This window comes from Actinomadura keratinilytica (assembly GCF_039539665.1).
Lineage (GTDB): Bacteria > Actinomycetota > Actinomycetes > Streptosporangiales > Streptosporangiaceae > Spirillospora > Spirillospora keratinilytica.
Genome location: NZ_BAABDO010000019.1, coordinates 1 through 25,008 on the forward strand (window position 1 = coordinate 1; position 25,008 = coordinate 25,008).

Sequence of the window (25,008 nt, forward strand, 5' to 3'; positions counted from 1 at the left end):
GTGCGGCGTGGGCGCCGGTCTCCGGACGGCGGGGCGAAGGGGCCGCGCGCCGCACACCCACCGCCCTGCGCCCGGGTGCGGCCGGTCACGGGGTGCGCGTCGCCGCCCGATCGGTCGTCACGTCCAGGCCGCAGGCCGCCGGCCAACGAGCGAAGCTCGCCCCTACGGGGTGCCTACGGCATTGGCAGGCCGCCCGCTCCCACGGTCGATCGCACAGGCTCCCCCGTGGCCGAGGACGTTGCCGCCTGGTGTGGAAGGTGCGTGGCTCCCCCCGACCCCGAGCCGTCGAGGATGGCGACGGCCAGAACCCGTCAAGGGCGCTTCGCGTCACTTCGTGATGGCCTACGGCCACCCTTGACGGAACCCGTCCGCCGCTAAGTACAGGTCTCGTCGGGGCCGGGGGGAGGAAGGTAGGGGGAAGAACAGCGGCTACGCCGCACGCCCCAAGCCATCACGGGGTACGGTCACCAGGCGACGGCCGCCCGGCATGTGCGTACAGCTGTGACAGCAACGATGACAGCAACAGGGGCGAACGACCGCGAACATGATCAGCGTTCAGCGGCAGGTCGGAGCCAGCGCACGTCATGATGACCTTGGGGTGGATCGAACTGATAAGGATGAGGTCCGTGGTTCAAGTCCACGTACGCCCACCAGCCAAAGCCCCCGCCGGGGGCTTTTTCATGCAACGGCGTCACCTTCCCGCCGTTCCGGGCATGTCCTGCCCCTTGAGCGAGGGTCTCCGCTGTGGCCGTGCGTACGGCTCTCCAGCGTCATGGCGATGCGCGCATGACCGCTAATCCCTTCGCGTCGCTCGTCGGGACGCCCGTCCGGGCAGTGGCGCGCTTCTAGCGCCCAACCAGGCCGAAGAACACTTCTCGGACGACCAGCAGCGTGGGCAGACCGCGCCTTCCGGGAGCGGCATGGCCGGTTGACCGCCTACCGGCAGGGGCAGGCAGCACTCCACCGGATTGTCCGGAGCGACCGCGCCGCGTGGGCGTCGGTGAGAGGCCGGCTCGGCCGGCTGTCCGCGGTTCGGGGGCTCGCCACCCGTCCGGCTTCCTCCAGCGGCCGCACCGGGGCGCCAACGTCACCGCGACATGTTCTGCGACGTGTGCGCCGATCTGCCCGGTGTCGTCTCCGGCGGCGCCACCCCGTTGCGCGGCCACGGCCGGCCCGCCGGATTCAGGATCGTCGCGCAGGGGCCCGCCGGTACGCGGCGGCGGCGTCGCGCGGCGCCGGTTGCACGCGGCTGATCGACAGGAAGCTGCCGGGCCGGCTGATCAGGTGGACCGGCCGACTCGGTTGGGTTACCTCGGAGTCCGCCTGGGGTCTGTCATGGTTGGTGCTGGGGGCGCTGAGGGGAGACCGTGATGGGCGGAGTTCTGCCGGAGGGGCTTCGGGCGGACGTCGAGGTCTTGTGGCGGTATCACGACATGGGGCATGCCGTGCGGCGTTGTGATGTCGCCATCGGGCTCGGCAGCCATGATCTCGGGGTGGCCACGTACGCGGCCGAGCTTTATCACCGGGGGATGGCGCCGCTGATCGTGTTCACGGGGGCGAACGCGCCGACGACGGTGGAGCGGTTCCCGCGCGGGGAGGCCGTCCATTACCGCGAGCACGCTCTCGCGCTCGGGGTGCCGGACGAGGCGGTCTTGGTCGAGCCGGAGGCGACGAACACCGGTGAGAACATCGCGTTCACGCGCGGGCTTCTCGCCGACAGGAGGATCGAGGTGCGGTCGGCCCTGTTGATATCCCGTCCGTACCAGCAGCGGCGGGCCTATGCCACCGCGAAGAAGGTGTGGCCGGAGCTCGAGGTCGTGTGCGCGTCCCGGCCGCTGCCGCTGGACGAGTACGTGCGCGGCATCGGCGACGCGGATCGTGTGATCAACATGCTGGTCGGGGACACGCAGCGGGTGTGGGTGTACGCCGAGCGCGGATTCGCCGCAGCGCAGGACGTGCCCGCCGAGGTGATGGGCGCGTACGAGCGGCTGGTCGCGGCGGGGTTCACCGGCAGGCTCGTGCACGGAGACCGCGGGTCGGGCTGATCACGCCGCACGGCCGTGCCGCCGGGGGCCGCAGGGGATTTGACCGGCCCGGCCACCGTGCGTCGTGCGGTCAGCCGTTGGCCGAGGAGCCCGGGGTCTCCTCGAAGACGATCCAGGTGCGGGTGCTGCGCACGCCGGTGACCGCGTGGATTCCGGCGAGGACGACGTCGCGGAGGGTGGCGGTGTCGGGGGTGCGGACGAGCATGACCAGGTCGACGTCGCCGCCCACGAACGCCAGGTGCTGCACGTAGGGCACCTCGCGCAGGTTCACCGAGACGTCCCGCCAGGCGTGCTGGTCGATGCTCACCAGGACGTAGGCGGTGGTGCCGAGGCCGGCGCGGACGGGGTCGACGCGGGCGCTGAAGCCGGTGATGACGCCTTCGGCGAGCAGGCGTTCCAGGCGGGCGTAGGCGTTGGAGCGGGAGATGCGGACGCGTTCGGCGAGGGCGCGGATGGACATGCGGCCGTCGGCGGTCAGCTCGCGCAGGATGGCGCGGTCGATGGCGTCGAGGGGCGCCGCAGAATGTCCCGGGGGCGGGGCTGCCGGTGGGATGTTGAGGGACAGATGGTCCATGGTGACCCCCTGGAGAAGCCGGATGTCCGGACTTTAGCGCAGTTATTGAGACGTATGGCCCAACTGATTCATATTCCTCCCAAGAAGGCACGGACGAGGAGGTTGGTGCCGTATGTCGGATCAACGGCGTGAGGGGCCGCGGGCGCTGCTCCCGTCCGAGAGGCCGGTCCGGTTCCTGACCGACGCCGGGGCGCCCGCGCGCGGCCGCCCCGCGTACCCGGAGCCGGACCCCGAACTGCTGCGCCGCGCGTACCGGCACATGGTCGTGGGACGCCGGTTCGACGCCCAGGCGACCGCGCTGACCAAGCAGGGGCGCCTGGCGGTGTACCCGTCGAGCAAGGGCCAGGAGGCGTGCCAGGTGGGGGCCGTGCTCGCCTTGCAGGAGGGCGACTGGCTGTTCCCCACGTACCGGGACTCGGTGGCCCTGGTGACCAAGGGCATCGACCCTGTGGAGGTGCTGTCGCTCCTACGGGGGGACGCGCACTGCGGCTACGACCCGTACCGTCACCAGGTCGCTCCCCAGTGCACTCCCCTGGCGACGCAGACGATTCACGCCGCGGGCCTGGCGTACGCGGAACGCCGCAAGGGGACGGGACGCATCGCGCTCGTCTGCGTAGGGGACGGCGCAACGAGTGAAGGCGACTTCCACGAGGCGCTGAACTTCGCCGCCGTGTTCAAGGCGCCGGTGGTGTTCTTCGTCCAGAACAACCAGTACGCCATCTCCGTGCCGTTGGAGCGGCAGACCGCCGCCCCGGCGCTGGCGTACAAGGGCGTCGGCTACGGGGTGCGTTCCGAGCAGGTGGACGGCAACGACGCCGTGGCCGTCCTGGCGGTGCTGTCCGCCGCCGCCGAGCACGCGCGTTCGGGCAAGGGGCCGTTCCTGGTGGAGGCCCACACGTACCGGATGGAGCCCCACACGAACGCCGACGACGCCACCCGGTACCGGGAGGAGAAGGAGACCGAGCGCTGGCGGCGGCGCGACCCCATCGCGCGGCTGGAGGCGTACCTGCGGCGGCGCGGCCGTCTCACCGACGAGGACGTCGCGGCGGTCAACGCCGAGGCCGAGGAGTTCGCCGCCCGGGTGCGGGCCGAGCTGAACGAGGACCCGCGGGTGGCGCCGCTGGAGCTGTTCGACCACGTGTACGGCACGCTCACGCCGCAGCTGGCGGAGCAACGCGAGGCCCTGGAGGCCGAACTGCAGGCCGAGGAGGCGCTGAGGTGACGACGATCAGCATGGCGCAGGCGCTGAACGCGGCGCTGCGCGACGCCCTGGAGGACGACGAGCGCGTCCTGGTGTTCGGCGAGGACGTGGGGCCGCTGGGCGGGGTCTTCCGCATCACCGACGGCCTGACCGCCAAGTTCGGCGAGGACCGCTGCTTCGACACGCCCCTGGCCGAGTCGGGCATCGTGGGCTTCGCCGTCGGCATGGCCATGGGCGGGTTCCGGCCCGTGGTGGAGATGCAGTTCGACGCGTTCGCCTACCCGGCGTTCGAGCAGATCGCCTCGCATGTGGCGAAGATGCGCAACCGGACGCGGGGACGGGTGACGCTGCCGATGGTCATCCGCATCCCCTACGGCGGCGGGATCGGCGGCGTCGAGCACCACAGCGACTCCAGCGAGGCCTACTACGCGCACACGCCCGGGTTGAAGGTCGTCACGCCCGCGACGGTGGACGACGCGTACTCGCTGCTGCGGGAGGCGATCGCGGATCCCGACCCGGTGATCTTCCTGGAGCCCAAGAAGCTGTACTGGTCGAAGGCCCCGGTGAGCCTGCCGGTGCGCACGGAGCCGTTCGGCCGTGCGGTGGTGCGCCGTCCGGGCGGGGACGCGACGGTGGTCGCCTACGGGCCCGCCGTGCCGGTCGCGCTGGAGGCCGCCGAGGCCGCCGCCGAAGAAGGCTGGGACCTGGAGGTCATCGACCTGCGCACGATCGTCCCGTTCGACGACGCGACGGTGGCGGCGTCGGTGCGCCGCACCGGCCGCTGCGTGGTGGTGGCGGAGGCCGCCGGGTTCGCCGGGGTGGGCGCCGAGATCGCCGCCCGCGTGCAGGAGCGCTGCTTCCACAGCCTGCTGGCGCCGGTGCTGCGGGTGACCGGGTTGGACGTGCCGTATCCGCCGCCGATGCTGGAACATCGCCATCTGCCGGACGTGGACCGGATCCTGGACGCCCTCGACCGGCTGCAGCGCGACGACCGGCCCGACGTCCGGTACCTGCCCGAGGCGGGTGCGGCATGACCGCGACGGCGACCGAGCAGGTGTTCCACCTCCCCGACCTGGGGGAGGGGCTGACCGAGGCGGAGATCCTCCAGTGGCGGGTGTCGGTGGGGGACGTCGTCGCCGTCGACCAGGTCGTGGTGGAGGTCGAGACGGCCAAGGCGGCCGTGGACGTGCCCGTTCCGATCGCCGGGACGGTGGTGCGCCTGTACGGCGAGCCGGGCACGTCGGTCGCGGTGGGCGCCCCGTTGATCGCGGTGGCCGTCCCGGACGAGCGGTACCGGGAGGAGGAGCGCGCCGGGTCGGGCAACGTCCTCGTCGGATACGGCACCGGGGCGGGCAAGCGGCCGCGGCGCCGCCCCCGCGTCAGGCGGCCCGAGCCGGCGGTCGTGCGGCCCGGACCCGTCGGCGCGCTCAAGGGCGGCGCCGAAGGGGCCGTGGTGCCGTCGGTGTCGACGTCCCGCCTGGCGGCCGTGCCGGACGCCGCGCCCAGACCTGCGGGGAAGGAGGTGCCGCGGGTCATCGCGCCGCTGGTGCGGCGGCTGGCGAAGGAGCACGGCATCGATCTGGCGCAGGTGACGCCCAGCGGGCCGCGCGGCGTCGTGCTGCGCCGGGACGTGGAGGCCGCCATCGCCGCGTCCGCCGGAACCGATGAGGCGCCGCAGGCGGAGCGGGTGCCGCTGCAAGGGGTGCGGCGGGCCATCGCGGACAAGCTCTCCCGCAGCAGGCGGGAGATCCCCGACGCCACCACCTGGGTCGATGTGGACGCCACGGCGCTGGTGGAACTCAAGGACGACATCCGCCGGGCCTCCCCGGACGCCGGGATCGGCATGCTGGCGCTGCTGGCCCGCATCTGCGTCGTCGGGCTGCGGCGCTTCCCCGAACTGAACGCCTATGTGGACGTCGAACGGCAGGAGATCGTGCGGTTGCCGCACGTCAACCTGGGGTTCGCCGCCCAGACCGACCGGGGGCTGGTGGTACCGGTGGTGCACGACGCGCACCGGCTGACGCTGGCCGAGCTGGCCGGGCGGCTGCGCGAGCTGACGGCGGCCGCGCGGGACGGCAGGCTGACGCCCCGGCAGCTCACCGGCGGGACGTTCACCCTGAACAACTACGGGGTCTTCGGGGTGGACGGATCGACGCCGATCATCAACCATCCCGAGGCGGCCATGCTCGGGGTCGGGCGGATCGCCGACCGGCCCTGGGGCTACCAGGGGGAGGTGCGGCTGCGGAAGGTGACGCAGCTGTCGTTCACGTTCGACCACCGCGTGTGCGACGGCGGCGTCGCCGGAGGCTTCCTGCGGTTCGTCGCCGACTGCGTGGAGCGTCCCGAGGTACTCATCACTCACCTGTAGGTGCTGGCCGCCCGGTCGGGGTGTCCAGCAGGTGGGTGGTGGGCGGCCGTGGTGCTTGGCGCCCTGCCTTCGGGTGCTGGCGGCGTGGTCGGGAGTGTGTGCGGTTCGTCGCCGGTTGTGCGGAGCGTCCGGAGGTGCTGGTCACTCACCTGTAGGCGGTGGTCGCCTGGCCGGGGCGTTCACCGGTAGGCGGCCACCCGGTCGGGGGGGCTCCGTGACGTTCGCCGGTGGGCGGTGGACGAGGGCAGAGCGCGGCGCATCGCTTTCGGATGACGGCGGCGTTGCCGGGCTTCCTGCGGTTCGTCGCCCACTGCGTGGAACGGCCGGAGGTGCTGATGACGCACCTGTCGGTCGAGACCTCCACCGGTGGGTGGTGCGCCTGGGGCGGCAGATCGGTCGGCGTGTCAGGGTGGGGGGAAGAATTTCGGGTGGGGGATGTCGAGGTTCGCGGACCGGCTCCGACTTGTTCGCGAGGGCGCCCGCCCGGGCGTCCCGCGTGAAGGAGGCCGACCGTGAAGTACATGATCATCATTTACGGCAACCAGGAGCTGTGGGAGTCGTTCTCCGCCGAGGAGTTCCAGAAGGAGATCGCCGCGCAGGACGCGTTCAACCGCAAGTACGCCGAGACGGGTGAGCTGCTCGGCGCGTACGGCAACGCCGACGCGTCGCAGACCAAGATCGTGCGGGTGCGGGACGGGGTGCCGGCCGTGACCGACGGCCCGTACCTGGAGACCAAGGAGTACATGGCCAGCTGGTACCTCATCGACGTGGAGGGCGAGGAACGCGCCCTGGAGATCGCCGCCGAGATCCCGTTCGCCTCGTACCGGCAGGTCGAGGTGTGGCCGATCCTGCACGAGGCCGCCGACGGCGAGTGACCGGGCAACGGCTGGAGGAGCTGCTGCGCCCTTTGGCGCCGCAGGTCCTCGCCGCGTTGCTGCGCCGGTACGGCCAGTTCGACGGCTGCGAGGACGCGGTGCAGGAGGCGCTGCTGGCGGCGTCCGTGCAGTGGCCCGAGGAGGGGGTGCCCGACAACCCCTACGGGTGGCTGGTCACCGTCGCCACGCGGCGGTTCACCGACTGGGTGCGCAGTGACGCGGCCCGGCGGCGCCGGGAGGACGCCGAGCTGCCGGCGACCCCGCCGTCCATGTTCGTCGCCGCCCCCGCCGACCATCCGCCCGCCGGCGAGCACGACGACACGCTCACGCTGCTGTTCCTGTGCTGCCACCCGTCGCTGTCTCCGGCGTCGCAGGTGGCGCTGACGCTGCGGGCGGTCGGCGGGCTCGGCACGGCGGAGATCGCGCACGCCTTCCTGGTCCCGGAGGCGACGATGGCGCAGCGGATCAGCAGGGCCAAGCAGGCCATCCGCAAGGCGGGCGGCCGGTTCGCCCCGCCGCCGCCCGGCGAGCGGGCCGACCGGCTGAGGGCGGTGCTGCACGTCCTCTACCTGATGTTCAACGAGGGCTACACGACCAGCTCCGGCGACGCGCTGCAGCGCCCCGACCTCACCGCCGAGGCGCTGCGGCTGACCCGGCTGCTGCACCGCCTGCTGCCCGACGAGCCCGAGGCGGCGGGGCTGCTGGCGTTGATGCTGCTCACCGAGGCGCGGCGGGACGCCCGCACGGGGGACGACGGTTCGCTCATCCCGCTGGCCGAGCAGGACCGCGGCCGGTGGGACCGCGGGCTCATCGCCGAGGGCGTCGAGCTCGTCACCGCGACGCTGGCGCGCACCCGGGAGCTCGGCCCGTTCCAGCTCCAGGCGGCGATCGCCGCGGTGCACGACGAGGCGCCGTCGGCCGACGAGACCGACTGGCCCCAGATCCTCGCCCTGTACGAGCTGCTCGAACGCGTCGCCCCCAACCCGATGGTGACGCTCAACAAGGCCGTCGCCGTCGCGATGGTCCGCGGCGCGCGGGCCGGCCTGGAGATCGTCGACGGGCTTAAGGCCGATGGGCGCATGGCGCGCCATCACCGGCTGCACGCCGTCCGGGCGCATCTGCTGGAGAGGGCGGGGCGGCCGCAGGAGGCCCGGGACGCCTTCCGGATCGCGGCCCGGCTGGCGACGAACCTTCCCGAGCAGCGCTACCTGCGTCTTCGTGCGGCGGCGCCGGCGTCCGGCGAGGACTAGGGCTGCGGGTCCGGGGGGCGGGGGCGGCGGACGCCGGTGAAGGCGATCTTGCAGACGGTGTCGGCCAGTTCGGCGCCGCTGCGGCGGCCCTGCGGGCGGTACCACTCGACCAGCGAGTTGACCATGCCGAACAGCAGCCGGCTGGTGATCGCCGGATCGACGTCCGGGCGGATGTCGCCCTCGGCGGCGGCCTGCGCGACCAGGTCGGCCACCATCCGGTCGAACTCGCGGCGGCGGGCCATGGCGCGGCGCTCGACGGTGGTGTTGCCGCGCACCCGCAGCAGCAGGGTGACGAACGGCAGCCGGTCGACCAGGACGCCCACGCTGGCCCGCACGAGGTGCTCCAGGCGGTCCACGGCGCGCCCCTCGACCGCCATGGCCTGCTCGGCGGCGGCGAACAGCCCGTCGAGGGCGCGGTCGACGGCCAGGCGCAGCAGCTCGTCCTTGCCCGACACGTGGTGGTAGATGGCGGATTTGCTGATGCCGAGCCGTTTGGACAGCTCGTCCATGCTGGTTCCGTCGTAGCCGCGTTCGTTGAACACCTTGACGGCGACCTGGAGCAGGGACTCCTTGTCGTAGCCGGGGCGTCCCCGCCGCGTCTGCCGTCCGTCCGCGGTGGTCACGCCGCTCAGTATCGCAGCGTTCCGGCGGTGCCGGGGCCTGGCGGCCCGGCTGTGTCCGGAGTTACTATCCCAACTGAACGTCCGGTCGGTTATTCGGGTCGGAAGACGAGGTGAGGAGGCCCGTGATGGGCACCACGGCTCCGCTGCGCAGCTATGTTTCGGGGGCCTGGCAGGCACCCCCGGACGAGGGCGTGCCGCTGCTGGACGCGGTGACCGGCGAGCAGGTCGCCCGGCTGTCGGCGACCGGTGTCGACCGCGCCGCCGCGCTGGAGTACGGGCGCCGGGTCGGCGGGCCCGCGCTGCGCGAGCTGACCTTCCACCAGCGGGCCCTGCTGCTCAAGCAGCTCGCCGCGCACCTGCGCGGGCACCGCGAGGAGCTGTACGCGCTGTCGGCCCGCACCGGCGCCACGCTCGCCGACTCCAAGATCGACGTGGACGGCGGGCTGGGCGTGCTGTTCAGCTACGCCAGCAAGGGCCGCCGCGAGCTGCCCAACGACACCGTGCTGGTGGACGGCGACGTGGAGCCGCTGGGCAAGGGCGGCACATTCGTCGGCCGGCACCTGTGCACGCCGCTGCGCGGTGTCGCCGTGCAGATCAACGCGTTCAACTTCCCCGTGTGGGGGCCGCTGGAGAAGTTCGCCCCCGCGTTCCTGGCGGGCATGCCGAGCCTGGTCAAGCCCGCGCCGCAGACCGCCTACCTCACCGCGCGGCTGATCGAGCTGATCATCGAGTCGCGGATCCTGCCCGAGGGCACCCTGCAGCTGCTGTGCGGCGAGCCCGGCGACCTGCTCGACCACCTCACCGAACAGGACCTGGTGGCGTTCACCGGATCGGCCGCCACCGCCCGGCTGCTGCGCACCCACCCGGTGATCACCGGCCGGGCGGTGCGGTTCAACGCCGAGGCCGACTCGCTGAACTGCTCGATCCTCGGGCCCGACGCCACCCCCGGCACCGCCGAGTTCGACCTGTTCGTCAAGCAGCTGGTCAGCGAGATGACGGTGAAGGCGGGCCAGAAGTGCACCGCGATCCGCCGCGCGCTGGTGCCCGCCGACCGGATCGACGAGGTCGCCGAGGCGGTGCGGGAGCGGCTCGGCCGGGTGACGGTCGGCAACCCGGCCAACCCCGACGTGCGGATGGGCGCGCTGGCCACGTTGGAGCAGCGCGAGGAGGTGCGGCGGGGCGTCAAGGCGCTGGCGGACGCCGGCCGGATCATCTTCGGCGACCCCGAGCACGTCGAGGTGGTCGACGCCGACGCCGAGCGCGGCGCGTTCCTCTCGCCGCTGCTGCTGCGCGCCGACGACCCCGAGCGCGCCGAGCCGCACGAGGTGGAGGCGTTCGGGCCGGTCAGCACGTTGCTGCCGTACCGGGACGCCGACCACGCCGTGGAGCTGGCGGCGCGCGGCCGGGGCAGCCTGGCCGGGTCGGTGGTGAGCGCCGACCCCGGGTTCGTCCGGCACGTGGTGCTGGGCGCGGCGTCGTCGCACGGCCGGCTGCTGGTGCTGAACGCCGAGGACGCCGGCGAGTCCACCGGGCACGGTTCGCCGCTGCCGATGCTGGTGCACGGCGGGCCGGGACGCGCCGGGGGCGGCGAGGAGCTGGGCGGCATCCGCGGCGTGCTGCACCACATGCAGCGCACGGCGGTGCAGGCCGGGCCGTCCATGCTCAGCGCGCTGACCGGCCGGTGGGTGCCGGGGGCGCCGCGCACCGAGACGGACGTCCACCCGTTCCGCAAGTACCTGGAGGACCTGCGGGTCGGCGACACGGTCGTGGCGGGGCCGCGGGTGGTGTCGCTGGAGGACATCGAGCACTTCGCCGAGTTCACCGGCGACACCTTCTACGCCCACATGGACGAGGAGGCCGCCCGGCGCAACCCGTTCTTCGGCGGCCGCGTCGCGCACGGCTACCTGGTGGTGTCGTTCGCGGCGGGCCTGTTCGTCTCCCCCGAACCCGGCCCGGTGCTGGCCAACTACGGCCTGGAGAACCTGCGGTTCCTGGCGCCGACGTTCCCCGGCGACGAGCTGACCGTCACGCTGACCGCCAAGCAGATCACGCCGCGGGAGGGCGCCGACTACGGCGAGGTCCGCTGGGACACCGAGGTCGCCCGGCAGGACGGCGTCGTGGTCGCCCGCTACGACGTGCTGACCCTGGTGGCCAAGCGACCCGAGGGGAAGGAGGCGTGATGGCCGACGACACCGAACTGGCCCGCCATTTCGACCGGACGATCGAGCGCGACCAGCGGATCGAGCCGCGCGACTGGATGCCGGACGGCTACCGGGCGACGATGATCCGGCAGATCGCCCAGCACGCCCACTCGGAGATCATCGGCATGCAGCCGGAGGGCGGCTGGATCACCCGGGCGCCGTCGCTGCGGCGCAAGGCGATCCTGCTGGCCAAGGTGCAGGACGAGGCCGGGCACGGCCTGTACCTGTACGCGGCCGCCGAGACGCTGGGCGCCGACCGCGCCGACCTCACCGAACGGCTCATCTCCGGCGCGCAGAAGTACTCGTCGATCTTCAACTATCCGGCGCTGACGTACGCCGACGTGGGCGTGATCGGCTGGCTGGTGGACGGCGCGGCCATCTGCAACCAGGTGCCGCTGTGCCGCAGCTCCTACGGGCCGTACGCGCGGGCCATGATCCGCATCTGCAAGGAGGAGTCGTTCCACCAGCGGCAGGGCTACGAGCTGCTGATGACGATGATGCGCGGCACCGACGCCCAGCGCGAGATGGTGCAGGACGCGGTGAACCGCTGGTGGTGGCCCACGCTGATGATGTTCGGCCCGCCGGACGCCGAGTCCCGGCACACCGCGCGCTCCATGGCCTGGAAGATCAAGCGGCACACCAACGACGAGCTGCGGCAGCGGTTCGTCGACATGACGGTGCCGCAGGCCGAGGCGCTCGGCGTCACCCTGCCCGACCCGCGGTTGCGCTGGAACCCCGAACGCGGCCACTACGACTTCGGCGACGTGGACTGGGCCGAGTTCAAGCGGGTGATCAGCGGCGACGGGCCGTGCAACGCCGAGCGGATCGCGGTGCGCCGCGCCGCGCACGAGGACGGCGCGTGGGTGCGGGAGGCGGCCGCCGCCCACGCGGCCAAGCGGGCACGGCGGTCCCGGCAGGCGAAGGAGGCGGCATGACCGGCGACGATGCGGTGCGGGCGGAGTGGCCCCTGTACGAGGTGTTCGTCCGGGGCAAGCGCGGGCTGAACCACGTGCACGTCGGGTCGCTGCGCGCCGCCGACCCCGAGATGGCGCTGCGCAACGCCCGCGACCTGTACACCCGCCGCAACGAGGGCGTGAGCATCTGGGTGGTCGAGGCGGCGCGGATCACCGCCTCCAGCCCGGACGAGAAGGACCCGTTCTTCGCCCCCAGCGGCGACAAGGTCTACCGGCATCCGACGTTCTACGAGATTCCCGAGAACGTTCCGCACATCTGAGGGGACCCATGGCGCGCGACGACCTGACCGCCGGCCCGACCGCGGCCGCCGACCCGGGCGGCACCGCGCTCGACGCGCTCGCCGAGGACCACGGCGACGCCCGCTGGGCGTACGGCACCGGCTTCCACGACCCGCTCGCCGGACTCGACACGGCCGTGCCGGACGGCGTCGACGGCGACGCCCTGGCCGCGTACTGCCTCATGCTCGGCGACGACGCGCTGATCATGTCGCACCGGCTGCAGGAGTGGTGCGCGCACGCCCCCGAACTGGAGGAGGAGGTCGCGCTCGCCAACATCGCCCTGGACCTGCTCGGGCAGGCGCGGCTGCTGCTGACCCGCGCCGGGCAGGCCGACGGCACCGGCCGCACCGAGGACGACCTGGCGTTCCTCCGCGACGCGGGCGAGTTCCGCAACGTCCGGCTGGCCGAGGCGCCGCGCGGCGACTTCGCGTTCTGCGTCGTGCGGCTGCTGGTGTTCGCCACGTGGCGGCTGGCGCTGCTGGACCGGCTCACCGCCTCCCGCGACCCGGTGCTCGCCGCGGTCGCCGCCAAGGGCGTCAAGGAGGTCGCCTACCACCGCGACCACGCCGCCATGTGGACGATCCGGCTCGGCGACGGCACGGCCGAGTCGCGCCGCCGCATGCTCGCCGCCCTGGACGCCGTCTGGCCGCAGATCGGCGAGCTGTTCACCCCGCACGAGGTCGAGCGGCGGATGGCCGAGGCGGGGTTCGGCGTCGACCCGTCCACCGTGCGCGCCGAGTTCGACCAGGTCATCGCCGACGTCCTCGCGGAGGCCACGCTGCCCGTCCCCGAACCCGCCGAGGCGCCGCACGAGCCGGGCCGCGTCCCGGCGAGGACGGGGCGCGACGGCGTGCACACGGCCGAGTTCGACGCGCTGCTGGCCGAGCTGCAGTGCGTCGCCCGCGCGCACCCGGGGGCGACATGGTGACCGGCGACCGGGTGGCGGCCTCGGCGGTGGAAGCCCCCGCCGCCGCCGAGGCCCGCGCGGCCGAGGCCCGCGCGGTCGCCGAGACGGTGACCGACCCGGAGCTGCCCATGCTGACCCTGCGGGACCTGGGCGTGCTGCGCGACGTGCGGGTCGCCCCGGACGGAGCGGTGCAGGTGACGATCACCCCCACCTACACCGGCTGCCCGGCCGTCCAGACCATGCGCGACGACCTGCGCGCGCGGCTCGCCGAGGCGGGCTTCACACGGGTGGAGGTCCGCACGGTGCTGCACCCGCCGTGGACCACCGACATGATCAGTAAGGCCGGGCGGCGCAAACTCGCCGCCGCCGGGATCGCTCCCCCGGGCCCGGCGCCCCGCCGCACGTCCGGGCCGATACCGCTGACCCTCGGCCCGCCCCGCACCGCGGTGCGCTGCCCCCGCTGCGGCTCCCCCGACACCGACGAGCTGTCGCGGTTCGGCTCCACCGCCTGCAAGTCGCTGCGCCGCTGCCGCGCCTGCCGGGAACCCTTCGAGCACTTCAAGGAGATCTGACCCGTGACCGCGCTCGACACCGCGCCCGCCACCCGGCGGCGCCGCGCCGTCTTCCACACCCTGCGCGTCACCGCGGTCGAGCGGCTGTGCCGGGACGCGGTCGCCGTCTCCTTCGCGGTGCCGGACGAGCTCGCCGGCGAGTACGCCTTCCTGCCCGGACAGTTCCTCACCCTGCGCCGCGTCGTCGACGGACGCGAGGAGCGGCGCTCGTACTCCATCTGCGCTCCGGCGGGAGCCCCCCTGCGCATCGGCGTCCGCGAGATCCCCGGGGGGACGCTGTCGTCCTGGCTGGTCCACCGGGTGCGGCCGGGCGACCTGGTCGAGGTGCTGCCGCCGGACGGCGGGTTCACGCCCGACCTCTCGCGGCCCGCCCACCACGTGCTGATCGGCGCCGGGTCGGGGATCACGCCGCTGCTGTCGATCGCCGCGTCCGCGCTGCGCGACCCGCAGGCGCGGATCACGCTGCTGTACGGCAACCGGCGCAGCGACACCGTCATGTTCGCCGACGAGCTGGCCGACCTGAAGGACGCCCACCCGGACCGGTTCGAGCTGGTGCACGTGCTGTCGCGGGAGCCGCGCGAGGCCGAGCTGTTCAGCGGCCGGCTGGACGCGGCCCGGCTGCGCGCCCTGCTGCCGCTGCTGCTGCCCGTCCGCGACGTGGACCACTGGTGGCTGTGCGGCCCGTTCGCCATGGTCACCGACGCGCGATCCGTGCTGGCGGGCCTCGGCGTGCCAGGCGACCGCGTCCACCAGGAGCTGTTCCATGTGGACGACGTGCCGCCCGGACCCGTCCGCCGGGTGGACGAACGACCGCCGGAGGAGGCCGGGCCCGCCACCGAGGTCACGATCATCCTGGACGGCCGGGCCACCACGCTGACCCAGCCCCGGGACGCGACCGTCCTCGACGCCGCCCAGCGGGTGCGCCCCGACCTGCCGTTCGCGTGCAAGGGCGGCGTGTGCGGCACCTGCCGCGCCCGCGTCGTCGACGGACGGGCCGACATGCGCCGCAACTTCGCCCTCGACCCGTCCGAAATCGCCGCCGGGTTCGTGCTGACCTGCCAGGCCACCCCCGCCACCGACCGCCTCACGATCGACTACGACGGCTGACCGGGCGGGCCGTCCGCCCGGTCAGCCGCCGGAGGTCAGGTGCGGCCGAGGTCGTCGAGCTGCTCTTTGAGGGTGGGCCTGAGCTGCTTGATGCACAGGATCGGCAGGTACGCCTCCTCTTTGGCCTCCATGTACTTGTCGGACTCCGCGGGGCACTCGTTCTTCGTGCGGACGCGTCCGGTGATCTTGGCGACGGCCGCGCGGTCGTTGCAGTCGGCCTTCTCCAGGCCCAGGAAGCTGTACGTCGGGTCCTTGATGCAGTCGCCCGGGCCGACCACACCGCCGCCCGCGCCCAGGCACAGGACCGGCCGCGGATCGGACGAGCTGCTCATCTTGGCGGTCTCCATGGTGCGCGGCGAGGGGCACTGCGACTCCTGCGCCACCCGCGCGATGACCTTGCCGTACCAGTCCGACGACGAGCACGGCACCTCGCGGTTGAAGGCGACCTCGCCGCTGATGCAGTCGCCGGGGCCGATCTGCCCGCCGCCCATGCCGGGATCGCCGGGGTGCGGGCCCTTGAGGTTGCGCACGCAGACGTCCCAGTACCTGGTGTCGGTGTCCGACACCCTGACACGGGCGCCGCCGTCGGAGTCGTCCGGGCATCCCTCGGACGAGAAGGTGAAGCCGCCGAAGGTGCCCTCGCCGGCGCGCAGCACCTTGGTGATCCGGCCCTTCGCCTGGTCGGACTTGCAGCCGACCCGCAGGGCGGACGGCACGGACCGCAGGGTGCTGGACTTTCCGCTCAGGTCGAGCCGCTTGTCGATGCACTGCTCGGCCGCCACGGGGCCGCTCGGCTCGTCGCTTCCGTTCCGCACGACCACCACGGCGGTCGCCGCCAGCAGGACCGCGACCACGGCGCCGCCGACCGCCAGCAGCGCGATCAGGCGCCCCTTCTTGCGCGGCGTCTGCTGCGGCAGGCCGGGGATACCCGCGGAGGGCATCGTGGCCATCTGCCCCGGCCCCATGCCGCCGGGCGGCATGGTCGGCGGCCCTCCGTATCCCTGCCCGGGCGGACCCGGTTGCGCCGCCCAGTTCGGTTGCCGACCCGGCGGCTGCCGGCCGGGGGCCTGGCCGGACGGTTGACCGGCCGGGGGCCGGCCGGGGGCTTGGCCGGACGACGGCTGACCGGGAGCCTGGGCGGGTGGCCAGTTGGACGCCTGATCGGGCGTCTGCCCGGACGGCGGCCGGCCCGGCGGCTGCCGGCCGGGCGGGGGCTGACCCGCGGCGGGGTCGGCCCAGGAACCCTGCGCGGAGGGATGACGGATCTCTTCGGGGCGTCCACCCTCGGTGCTCACCTGTTTCCCTTTCCACCAACTCGTGCCGCGGGGAGCGACGGCGCGACCATAACCGGTGTCTCCGACATCGACGGCCGGACGGCCAGCCCGCCTCGGACTCGCGAACCCGGGCGCTCGGCGGGGTTGCACACAAATTGACGACCAGTTCACCCCAAGAGTTGGGGTGCCGTCCAGAAAAATATGATTCGCCGGTTAATGATCAGTGGTGCCAGGGGAGACGCACCGGCTCGTCGGGGATGCGCCCGGCGAGCAGGTCGGCCAGCAGCGGCGCCAGGCCGAGCGGGTAGACGGGCTCGTCGGGCGACCGCAGCTCGTCCAGCGTCCACCAGCGGTGGCCGTTGATCTGGTCGCGTTCCGTGGCCTGGAACCCGGAGGTGTCGATCTCGTAGGCGGCCGTGCGGTGCAGGAAGAAGTCGTCCCGGAACACGCCCCGCGTCCAGCCCAGGTCGGCGTAGCCGGACGTCATCGCCACACGGGGGCCGAGCTCGTCCGGTGGGACGGCGAGGCCGGTCTCCTCGCGCAGCTCCCGGGCGGCCGCCGCGCGCAGGTCCTCGCCGTCGTCGACGCCGCCGCCGGGGGTGATCCAGCAGTAGCCGAGGTCGGGCCTTTTCCACACGCGCACGAAACGGAACAGCAGGATGCGTTCGTCGTCGTCCACCAGCAGCACGCGCGCCGAACGGCGGCGGTAGCGCTCCCCCTCCGCCGCGCCGTCGCCCGCCGGGGTCTCCGCGGTGCCCGTCATCCGGCGAGCTCGGACGCGATCTTGGCGAGCTGCTCGTCGTAGACGCGCTGCAGGCCGCGGGGTGCGAACGTGCGTTCGAAGAACCCGCCGACGCCGCTCGCCCCGCTCCAGGTGGTGGTGACGCGCACCCGCGCGCCGTCACCGGCGGGGGAGACCGTCCAGGTGGTGACCATGGACGAGTTGGCGTCGCGTTCGACGAGCGTGGCCGCGTCGGGGACGCTGACCGACATCAGGCAGTCGCGGACGCGCTTGCCGGTGGCGGCCGGCTTCCAGTGCACCACCGTGCCGTCGCCCTTGCCGCCCTTGCGCACCTCGTACTCGCTGAAGTGCCCGGTGAGCGTCCGCGCGCGCACGCCGTCGTAGTCGCCGAGCACCTCCAGCACCCGTTGCGGGCTCGCCTCGACCGTCTTTTCGGCGGTGGCGGTGACCTGTCCCATGGTCCCATCCTCGCGCACCCGCGGCGGGCGGACCAGAAATGGGGCGTTCTGGGCGTCACCGGCCGTCGGCGGCCGTGTGCATCCGTTCGTTGAGGGCCGTGAGCTCGCGGTCCCTGACGGCGTTCCAGTCGCGGTCCGTGGTGCCGGGATCGACCAGCGCCCGGCGCACATGCGTCTGGATGAGGCTGGACACCTGGTCGTAGTAGGGCGTGACCGGACGGGGGCGGGCCGCTCTGATCGCCTCCCGCATGGTGTCCAGATGCGGATTCGCCTTCCTCAGCGTTTGGTCTTCGTAGAGCGCCTTGCGGGTCGGCGCCACCCCGGCCTGGCTGAACAGGGTCCGCTGGCTCTCCAGGCCGGTCAGGAATCTCATGAACCGCCGGGCCGTGTCGCGGTGCCGCGAGCAGCTCGACAGCGCCAGGTTCCAGCCGCCCAGCGACGAGGGGGTCGGCAGCGCCGCCACCGCGAACTTTCCGGCGACGCGCGAACCGCTGGAGTTCAGCACCCGGTAGGCGTACGTCCAGTTGCGCATGAACAGCGCCTTGCCGTCCTGGAACGCCGCCCGGCTGCCCTCCTCGTTGTACGACAGGGTCTCCCGCGGTATCCAGCCCTCGGCGAGGCCCTGGTGGAGCCGGTCGATGCCCGGCTGCAGCTTCTCGGGCTTGGCGAGGATCTCGCCCTTGGGGCCGATGATCTCCCCGCCGGTGGCCCAGAACGCCTCCATGGCGTTCACGGTGAACCCCTCGTAGGCGCCCAACTGGGTGACATAGCCCGCCAGCTTGTGCGCGGGCGCCACCTGCAGGGCGACGTCGTGCAGATACTCCCAGGTCCATTTTTTGGGGATGTGCACGCCGGCCCGGGCGAGCACGTCCGTGCGGTAATACAGCAGCCCGACGTCCGCGCGCAGCGGAATCGCCCACAGTTTCCCCTGGTAGCGGGCACCTTCGAGGGGCTTGGCCAGAAAGGCGTCGGCGTCGAATTCGTGGCGGTCGAGCGGCACGATGTACCCCCAGCGGGCGAACTCGGCCGTCCGGACGATGTCGATGGACACGACGTCGTAGCAGGCGTCGGCGCCCGCCGCCTCCTCCCCGTCCGCCTCCCGCTCGCGGGCGGCGGCCGCGTCCTGGGCGTGCGCGACGAGCTGGGCGCGCTGGTCGTCGGAGTTCTCCGTCAGCTCCACCATCTCGACGCGCTCGTCGGGATGGTTCGCGTTCCAGGCGTCGACGAGCCGGGCGATCTGCCGACCGCGGGTGGTGTCGTGGCTGTCGGCGAAGACGATGCGGCCCACCCCGTCGGCGCCGTCGTCGTCCGGCGCCCCGGACGTGCACGCCGCCGCGGCCGCCACCACCGCGGACGCGGCCGCCACCGCCGACACGGCCCGGCGGAGCACCGGTGAAGCCAGTTCCATCGCGACCCCCTCGTCGTATGGCCGCGCGCCGTGCGGGGGCGGGGCGCGCGGCCGGACCTCACGTGGACCGCCGGGGCCTGCCCCACAGCCCGGCCGCCACGCCGTCGAGCGCCTTGCGCATGGCGGTCATGTCGTCGATCGGGTAGCAGGCGCCGCCGCCCGCCTGCGCGACGCGGTCCAGGCCGTTGGCGCAGCCGCCGCTGTGGAACGCCAGGACGTAGAGGCGGACGGGGGCGCCGTCCAGCAGCTCGGCGCGCAGCCGGTCGGCCAGCACCTGGTCGTCGCCGTCGTCGGTGCCGTCGGCGATCACGATCAGCGCCTTGGTGGGCGCGTCGGCGGCGTTGCGCCCCCGCCCGCCGCCGGACCGGCGCAGCTCCCGCACGGCCTCGCGGACGGGGCCGTACAGGACGGTGCCGCGGCCGCCCGAGTCCAGCCGGACCTTGTTCAGCCGGTCGGTCTGCGCGCGGTCGGGCGGCCCGAGCGGCACCACCGAGCGGTGGTCGCGGCCGCCGTCCAGGTCGCGGGCGAACGTCCACAGCGCGATCCGGTCGCGTCCCCCCATCAGCCGCCGCGACAGCGCGATGGCGTTCTTCGCGGCCGCCCGCCGGGTGCCGTCGGCGTCGGGGAACGGGGCGTCCATCGCCGCCGACACGTCCACCGCCATCAGCACGTCGGCGGACCTGCGGACGCGGTCCCACGCCTCCAGCAGCGGCCCGTAGTGGATCTTCCCGGCGAGGTCCAGCGGCGGTGTGTCCAGCGGGGGGTTCCAGGCCGCCACGGTGCTGAACCCGGCGTACCGGAACTGATCCTGCGCATCGCCCGAGCGCAGGAACCGGTAGAGCCGGTCGATGACCCGCCGCCGCTCGGGGCTCGCCCGCGGCGTCCGGTTGATCACCACGTACGGGTGGTCGAACAGGGGGGTCCCCTCCCGAACCGCGAACGTCAGCAGCTCGGGCTGCCCGGCGCCGGACGGCAGCGGGCAGCGGCCGCCCAGCGAGTCGCCCGCGCGGTAGTCGGTCAGCGCCTTCTGCGAGACCAGCACCGCCGTCCTGTCGTGCAGGTCGCTGCCCGCGGGAGACGTGCGCACCGCGCACAGCAGCCGCTCCGGCTCGTCGTCGTCGCGGGCGATGGCCTGCTCCACGGCGTGCAGCCGCGTGGCCGCGTCCGTGCCGCTCAGCGTGTCCTCGTTCAGCACGTCGCGGCCCAGCACGGCGCGGTACAGCGCGGCCGTCGCCGCCAAGCCCGTGCTGGACGTGCGGGGACTGGCCCGGCCGAACAGGTAGCCCTGCTCCGGCCACTTCAGCGCCTCCTCCCAGGGCACGACCCCGTCCCCGGGCAGTTTCAGCCTGTCGGCCATGGACCGGGGCACGCCCAGCACCAGACGCGACCGCGCGATGCTCCCCTTGACGTCGAGCGTGACCGTGCCGATCCGCTGGGCGCGCAGCACCTCGCGCACCTGCTCGACCTCCAGGGACGAGTCGGGCAGCCACACGTCCGCCTCGTCGGACATCTCACCGCCGGTGGACTGCGCCGACGCCGCCGCCGTCCGCTCGACGGACGTCTGGGCCGGGCTGCGCATCAGCCAGCCCTGCCTGACCGACTCCTCGATGCCGCCCGCGTCGGACGCCGTCACCACGTTGATGTCGACCATCCGGCAGCCGGTCTCCTTGTGGCGGCGGATGCGCTCGAACTCCTGGGCCAGCGTCTGGACGACGCCGGCCTTCTCGGCGGACACCCGCACCCGCAGCTGCACCGGCGGATCGTCGCAGAACATCGGCCGCGACTCCCCCGGCACCAGCGTCAGCAGCGACAGCGCCGTCACGCCCACCGCCGCGGCGCCGAGGACGCGGGGCGGCGCCGACCGGCCCGTGACGCGCACGCGCAGCCGCGGCTCGGGGAACGACCGCGTCCACGCCCGCGCGGGCCGCTCCTGCCGCACCGACGCCGCCAGCGGCCGGTAGGCGCCCGGATCGTTCTGCGGGCCGCCCTGTTCGACGACGCCGGTGTAGAACGCGTCGGAGATGATCACGTGTACGGCGGCGTCGTTTTCCCGCACCGCCGCCTTGAATTCCGGTGCGTCCAGCAGCCGGAACGCGTCGTCGACCGCCTTGCCCGACACCCCGTAAGGGTCGTGCGCCACCTCCCCGGCGTGCAGGACGACCCGCAGCCTTATGTGCGCGCCGGCGTTGGTGGTGGCGTTGTGCGCCGCCAGCTCGCGGGCCAGATGCGGCAGCGCCTGCAGCGCCCGCGCCGACGGCACCGCCGCGGAGACGAGGATGAGCGCGCCGTCCCCGCGGTCCTCGAGGTGCCGCCGCCAGCGCAGATGCCAGGGCAGCCGGGCCCGTACGAACGCCCGGCGCAGCGCCCGGTACATGCCGCTCCGCGCCACGCGCCGATGCCAGTCGGTGGGCCTCTTGGTGGAGTCCACCATGTCGACGCAGAAGATCGTGTAATGCCGCGGTTCCATGCTCGGCCTTCGGGGGGTGGGCGTACCGGCGGCGGCTCCGACCGCCGGTCCTTGTCGAGCCTAGGCGAATGGCGGTGTGATCACCGTCTCATGGGGCGAGTTCCGGGGGAATGGGTCGCTGCGGCATTCCGATGAACCGGCGTGTTGTTCGGTTCGCCGGACCTTTTGAAATGGCGTGCATGACCGTTCCCGGGGGTTTTCGGCGTTCGGCGACGATCATTCCCGACGAGTCCGGCGGCCATTGCGCATTGCCGGAATCGGCCGTCCGCCGCCGCGGTTACGGGCAGGCCGCTGCACGGGTGTGGCCGGGTTCGGCCGAGCGGTCAGGAGCGGTCGCGGCCGAGGAGCCAGCGCAGCCGCCGCGCCCCGTCCTCGCCGAGGCGCGGGCCGGCCTGTGCGGCGAGTGCGTGCAGCCGTTCGCGGGTCTGCGGGGACGGCGTCGTGTACACGGTGGCGGAGTCCCGGTGCACCCACGCGAGCAGGTCCGCGCGGGCGATCTGTTCCAGGACCGGGTCGTCGCAGGTGAGCAGCAGCAGGGCCGCCTCGACCCGCGTCCAGGCGCCGCGGGTCTTCAACAGGTGGAACGCGCCTTGGCGGACGTGGCGCGGCCGTGCGGCGTCGGCCAGCAGTTCTCGCAGCCGTTCGGCGGGCAGGGCGGTCACCCGCCGCCGCGTCACCGCGCGGACCACGGCCGGGGACGGATCGGTCAGCAGCACCGCGAGCTCCTCGTCCGGCCCGCCGAGCCGGTGGAAGGCGCGGACGGCGGCGGCCCGCACCCGCGGACGTTCGTGACGCAGGTAGGGGCGCACGCGTTCGACGTCCCGCGCGTCCCCGCACTCGCCCAGGCCCGCCACCAGACCCGGCAGCTCGGCAGCAGACGCCTGGGCGGAGCGGTACAGCTCCGCCGGGTCGGCGCCCGTCTCCCGCACGGCCCACTGGGCGGTGGCCCGCACCAGCGCGGAGCGGCTGGCGAGGAAGTCCCGGCCGCGGTCGGCCCGGCCCAGCCTGACCAGGGCGGTGAGGGCCTCGGCCTGTACGCGTGCGTTGCGCGAAGCGAGCATCCGCTCCAGCGGCCGGGCGTCGCCCTCCGCCAGCGCCCGCTGCGCGGCCGCTTCGGCGCACAGCATGCGGCAGACGATGTCGGTCTCCCGCACGGCGGCCTCGACGAGGGCGTCCAGGGCGACCGCGCCGTCCAGCCACAGCCGGTAGGCCCACCGCCGGGTGGGCGGGCTGGAGAGGCGGCGTGCTTCCGCCAGGACGGCCGGGGCGTCGTTGCGCACGGCCTCGGTCACCATCGCCATGATGGCGTCGGCGCGGGTCCGCCCGCGTATCCGCAGGGCCACGCCGACCGCTTTGAGCAGCGCGGAGGTGCGCCCGCCGCCGCGGGCGGCGGCGAGCGCATACCGCAGGACAGTCCTGGCGCTGTTGCGGACGGGCGCGGCCCAGTCGGCCGTGCGGATCACCAGGATCGGCCACAGGCGGGGGTCGGTGCGCATGGCGGTGGTGGCGACGGCGGCCTGGCGGACGCGTCCGTCGTTGGAGCAGGCGGCGATGAGCACGTCCAGCGCGTTGGCGTCCACCGGAGGCTTGACCCCGGGGGCGCCGGTGTAGGCGTGCCAGGAGCGCAGCGCGGTGTCGAGGCGCAGCCAGGTGCGGGGCTCGGCGGCGGACAGTGCGCGGAGGGCCGCGTCGGGGTCGGTGCCGTGTTCGGTCAGGCGCTGCGCGAGATCCCATGCCGTGGCGTCCCGGCCGTCCTGCACGGCGGTGAGCAGGCCGACGAGTTCCGCCTCGGTGTCCGCGGATCGTCCGCCGCCCGTGTCGCGCACGTTCGCATCGTAGGAGCCGTTCGGGACGGTGTGCGACCATGGACCGCCCTCGCCGACCTGGGGATGACGCTTCCTGCAAGATCGCGATTCATTTGCGTCTTCCCTGCTCAGGCGCCACTTAGCGAGTTATCCACAACCTGTGGACGAAAAGGTGCGGACATCCTCCGCGGAGGGCCTCGGCCTTCCTGAGCGCGTCGCCGTGGACGGCGGGCGGTGCGTCTTCCGGCGGCGTCGGCGCCGTGGTGGGGAGAACCACACCTTCGCTTGGGGAGGCAGCCCCGCTGTGCCCCATCCTTCCGGTCGGCAGGCTCGGCCGCATGCGAATCGCGAAACCATTCACCCGCGGCGTGCGGATAACGCTGGGCAGCGCCGTCGGACTGGCACTCGTCGCGGGGGTCGTGCAGACCTCGCCGTCCCGCCAGGCGGTGGCGGCGGCATGGGCCCGCGCCACCGAGCCCAACACCACGACGTCCAACACCACGACCTGGGTCGGCGGTTGGGGCACGGCCGTGCAGCCGCCGGTGGCGGGCGATGAGGACTCCGGGCAGAACTGGTCGAAGGAAGGCTTCCGCGACCACACCGTCCGGCAGGTCGTGCGGGTCGGCGTGGGCGGGACGCGGCTGCGTATCCGCCTGTCCAACGTGTTCGGCACCCGACCGCTGCGAGTGGACGGCGCGACGGTGGGCAGATCCGCCGGCGGCGCCCTGGTGTGGCCGGACACCCTCCGGAAGGTGACGTTCGGCGGGTCGTCCGGCACGGTGATCCCGCCCGGACGGGAGGCGGTCAGCGACGCGGTGCCGTTGAGCACGTCCCCGCTGGAACGGCTGACGGTGAACCTGCGGTTCACCGGCGCCACCGGCCCGGCCACCTTCCACCGCTTCGCCCTCGACTCCACCTACCGGGCGGACGGCGACCACCTGTCGGACATCGGCGCGGACGCGTTCACCGAGTCCACGGGCTCCTGGTACTTCCTGAGCGGCATCGATGTGGACGGCGGCCGGGCCGGGCGGCGGACGGTGGTCGTCCTCGGCGACTCGCTCGTGGACGGGGTGGGCACGACCTCGGGCGCCGACCGCCGCGTCCCCGACGGGCTGGCCGAGCGGCTGGCCGCGGCGCGCCGCCCGTACGGCGTCGTCAACGCGGGGGTCGGCACCGGCAAGCTGCTGCGCGACTCGCCGTGCGGCGGGCAGAGCGGCGTCGGCCGGTTCCGCCGCGACGTGCTCGGCCGTCCCGGCGTCCGCGCGGTGATCGTGCATCTGGGCGCCAACGACATCGGCGCGCCGCAGATGGACGACCCGTGCGTCCGGCCGAACCCGAAGGTCAGCGCGAAGGAACTGATCGACGGCCACCGCCGGCTGATCCGGGAGGCGCACGCCCACGGGATCAAGGCCATCGGCACGACCATCCTGCCGATGAAGGGCGCGCTGTTCCCGATCTGGAGCCAGGAGGCGGAGAAGGTCCGCCGCCAGTTCAACACGTGGGTGCGCACCAGCGGCGAGTACGACGCGGTGCTGGACGTCGACCGCGTCATGGCCGACCCGGCGGACCCGTCGCGGCCGCGTCCCGGCTACGTGTTCATGGACGGCCTGCACCCGAACGACGCCGGGGCCCTGGCCATCGCCGCCGCCGTGAACCTGAACGATCTCTGAGAAGCACGACGGTGTGTCGCGTGGAGGCGGGGTGCGTCCTGCCGGGATGGTGTCTTCCACACCCGCCCGCCCCTGGGGACCGTCCTGGGGACAGCCGGTGGGTAACGCCGTCCACCTGTTCGGCGGAACTGTGGAGAGACTTTGTCCACATACTGTGAATGAACGGGTGCGGTGAGTGATCATCTTGCTTGTATCGCCTGGTCGGCGC

The 25,008-nt window shown here is 73.4% G+C and carries 21 protein-coding genes; 13 read left to right on the top strand and 8 right to left on the bottom strand.

From position 1 onward, the window contains the following. Positions 1-1,433 precede the first annotated feature (1,433 nt). On the top strand, positions 1,434-2,045 hold the full coding sequence (locus ABD879_RS09235) for a YdcF family protein (protein WP_345019570.1): 612 nt from the start codon (positions 1,434-1,436) through the stop codon (positions 2,043-2,045). Between the two features lie 70 nt (positions 2,046-2,115). Here the strand turns inward: ABD879_RS09235 and ABD879_RS09240 are convergent, their stop codons facing one another. Beyond that, a complete protein-coding gene (locus ABD879_RS09240; RefSeq protein ID WP_345019451.1) occupies positions 2,116-2,619 on the bottom strand; it encodes an Lrp/AsnC family transcriptional regulator in 504 nt (167 codons plus the stop codon). Between the two features lie 112 nt (positions 2,620-2,731). On the opposite strand from ABD879_RS09240, the gene pdhA reads away from it, so the two are divergent. From pdhA to ABD879_RS09265, 5 genes are all read left to right on the top strand, one after another. Next, the gene (gene pdhA / locus ABD879_RS09245; protein ID WP_345019454.1) at positions 2,732-3,841 is read left to right on the top strand and encodes a pyruvate dehydrogenase (acetyl-transferring) E1 component subunit alpha; all 1,110 of its coding nucleotides are present in this window, start codon (positions 2,732-2,734) and stop codon (positions 3,839-3,841) included. A gap of 11 nt (positions 3,842-3,852) precedes the next feature. Beyond that, positions 3,853-4,854 (top strand): alpha-ketoacid dehydrogenase subunit beta, encoded by a 1,002-nt coding sequence (locus ABD879_RS09250; RefSeq protein WP_345019572.1) that lies wholly within the window; start codon positions 3,853-3,855, stop codon positions 4,852-4,854. Further along, complete coding sequence (locus ABD879_RS09255; protein WP_345019456.1) at positions 4,851-6,188, top strand: dihydrolipoamide acetyltransferase family protein; 1,338 nt, start codon at positions 4,851-4,853, stop codon at positions 6,186-6,188. Before ABD879_RS09250 ends, ABD879_RS09255 begins: the two co-directional genes overlap by 4 nt. 521 nt (positions 6,189-6,709) lie before the next feature. Further along, complete coding sequence (locus ABD879_RS09260) at positions 6,710-7,063, top strand: YciI family protein (RefSeq protein WP_345019574.1); 354 nt, start codon at positions 6,710-6,712, stop codon at positions 7,061-7,063. After that, positions 7,060-8,313 (top strand): RNA polymerase sigma factor, encoded by a 1,254-nt coding sequence (locus ABD879_RS09265; protein ID WP_345019458.1) that lies wholly within the window; start codon positions 7,060-7,062, stop codon positions 8,311-8,313. Before ABD879_RS09260 ends, ABD879_RS09265 begins: the two co-directional genes overlap by 4 nt. Here ABD879_RS09265 and ABD879_RS09270 read toward each other — a convergent pair. Next, positions 8,310-8,936: a TetR/AcrR family transcriptional regulator gene (locus ABD879_RS09270; RefSeq protein WP_345019460.1), complete on the bottom strand. Its 627-nt coding sequence runs from the start codon at positions 8,934-8,936 to the stop codon at positions 8,310-8,312. The genes ABD879_RS09265 and ABD879_RS09270 overlap by 4 nt on opposite strands. Before the next feature lie 125 nt (positions 8,937-9,061). Here ABD879_RS09270 and paaZ point away from each other — a divergent pair, with 125 nt between their 5' ends. The 6 genes from paaZ to paaE are packed head-to-tail and all read left to right on the top strand — an operon-like array spanning position 9,062 to position 14,976. Further along, positions 9,062-11,116 carry a phenylacetic acid degradation bifunctional protein PaaZ gene (gene paaZ / locus ABD879_RS09275; RefSeq protein ID WP_345019462.1) on the top strand — a complete coding sequence of 685 codons (2,055 nt, stop codon included), beginning with the start codon at positions 9,062-9,064 and terminating at the stop codon, positions 11,114-11,116. After that, on the top strand, positions 11,116-12,072 hold the full coding sequence (paaA, locus tag ABD879_RS09280; protein WP_345019464.1) for a 1,2-phenylacetyl-CoA epoxidase subunit PaaA: 957 nt from the start codon (positions 11,116-11,118) through the stop codon (positions 12,070-12,072). The genes paaZ and paaA overlap by 1 nt, the downstream gene beginning before the upstream one ends. Beyond that, the gene (gene paaB / locus ABD879_RS09285) at positions 12,069-12,371 is read left to right on the top strand and encodes a 1,2-phenylacetyl-CoA epoxidase subunit PaaB (protein WP_345019466.1); all 303 of its coding nucleotides are present in this window, start codon (positions 12,069-12,071) and stop codon (positions 12,369-12,371) included. Before paaA ends, paaB begins: the two co-directional genes overlap by 4 nt. Positions 12,372-12,379: 8 nt before the next feature. After that, entirely contained in the window at positions 12,380-13,318 is a 939-nt protein-coding gene (gene paaC / locus ABD879_RS09290) for a 1,2-phenylacetyl-CoA epoxidase subunit PaaC (RefSeq protein WP_345019468.1), read from the top strand. Continuing rightward, positions 13,312-13,869 (top strand): 1,2-phenylacetyl-CoA epoxidase subunit PaaD, encoded by a 558-nt coding sequence (gene paaD, locus ABD879_RS09295; protein WP_345019470.1) that lies wholly within the window; start codon positions 13,312-13,314, stop codon positions 13,867-13,869. The genes paaC and paaD overlap by 7 nt, the downstream gene beginning before the upstream one ends. 3 nt (positions 13,870-13,872) lie before the next feature. Then, the gene (paaE, locus tag ABD879_RS09300; RefSeq protein WP_345019472.1) at positions 13,873-14,976 is read left to right on the top strand and encodes a 1,2-phenylacetyl-CoA epoxidase subunit PaaE; all 1,104 of its coding nucleotides are present in this window, start codon (positions 13,873-13,875) and stop codon (positions 14,974-14,976) included. Positions 14,977-15,011: 35 nt separating this feature from the next. Here paaE and ABD879_RS09305 read toward each other — a convergent pair whose 3' ends face one another. The 6 genes from ABD879_RS09305 to ABD879_RS09330 form a co-directional block, all read right to left on the bottom strand. After that, a complete protein-coding gene (locus ABD879_RS09305; protein ID WP_345019474.1) occupies positions 15,012-15,917 on the bottom strand; it encodes an LppU/SCO3897 family protein in 906 nt (301 codons plus the stop codon). Between the two features lie 553 nt (positions 15,918-16,470). Continuing rightward, the gene (locus ABD879_RS09310; protein ID WP_345019476.1) at positions 16,471-17,013 is read right to left on the bottom strand and encodes an NUDIX hydrolase; all 543 of its coding nucleotides are present in this window, start codon (positions 17,011-17,013) and stop codon (positions 16,471-16,473) included. Further along, positions 17,010-17,450: an SRPBCC family protein gene (locus tag ABD879_RS09315; protein ID WP_345019478.1), complete on the bottom strand. Its 441-nt coding sequence runs from the start codon at positions 17,448-17,450 to the stop codon at positions 17,010-17,012. Before ABD879_RS09315 ends, ABD879_RS09310 begins: the two co-directional genes overlap by 4 nt. Positions 17,451-17,505: 55 nt before the next feature. Then, positions 17,506-18,858 carry an ABC transporter substrate-binding protein gene (locus ABD879_RS09320; protein WP_345019480.1) on the bottom strand — a complete coding sequence of 451 codons (1,353 nt, stop codon included), beginning with the start codon at positions 18,856-18,858 and terminating at the stop codon, positions 17,506-17,508. 58 nt (positions 18,859-18,916) lie between these two features. Continuing rightward, positions 18,917-21,325 (bottom strand): vWA domain-containing protein, encoded by a 2,409-nt coding sequence (locus tag ABD879_RS09325; RefSeq protein ID WP_345019482.1) that lies wholly within the window; start codon positions 21,323-21,325, stop codon positions 18,917-18,919. 323 nt (positions 21,326-21,648) lie between these two features. Further along, positions 21,649-23,151, bottom strand: coding sequence for a hypothetical protein (locus ABD879_RS09330; RefSeq protein WP_345019484.1), 1,503 nt, complete (start codon positions 23,149-23,151; stop codon positions 21,649-21,651). Positions 23,152-23,498: 347 nt separating this feature from the next. Between ABD879_RS09330 and ABD879_RS09335 the strand changes: the two genes are divergently transcribed. Then, positions 23,499-24,800: an SGNH/GDSL hydrolase family protein gene (locus ABD879_RS09335; RefSeq protein WP_345019486.1), complete on the top strand. Its 1,302-nt coding sequence runs from the start codon at positions 23,499-23,501 to the stop codon at positions 24,798-24,800. Positions 24,801-25,008 lie beyond the last annotated feature (208 nt).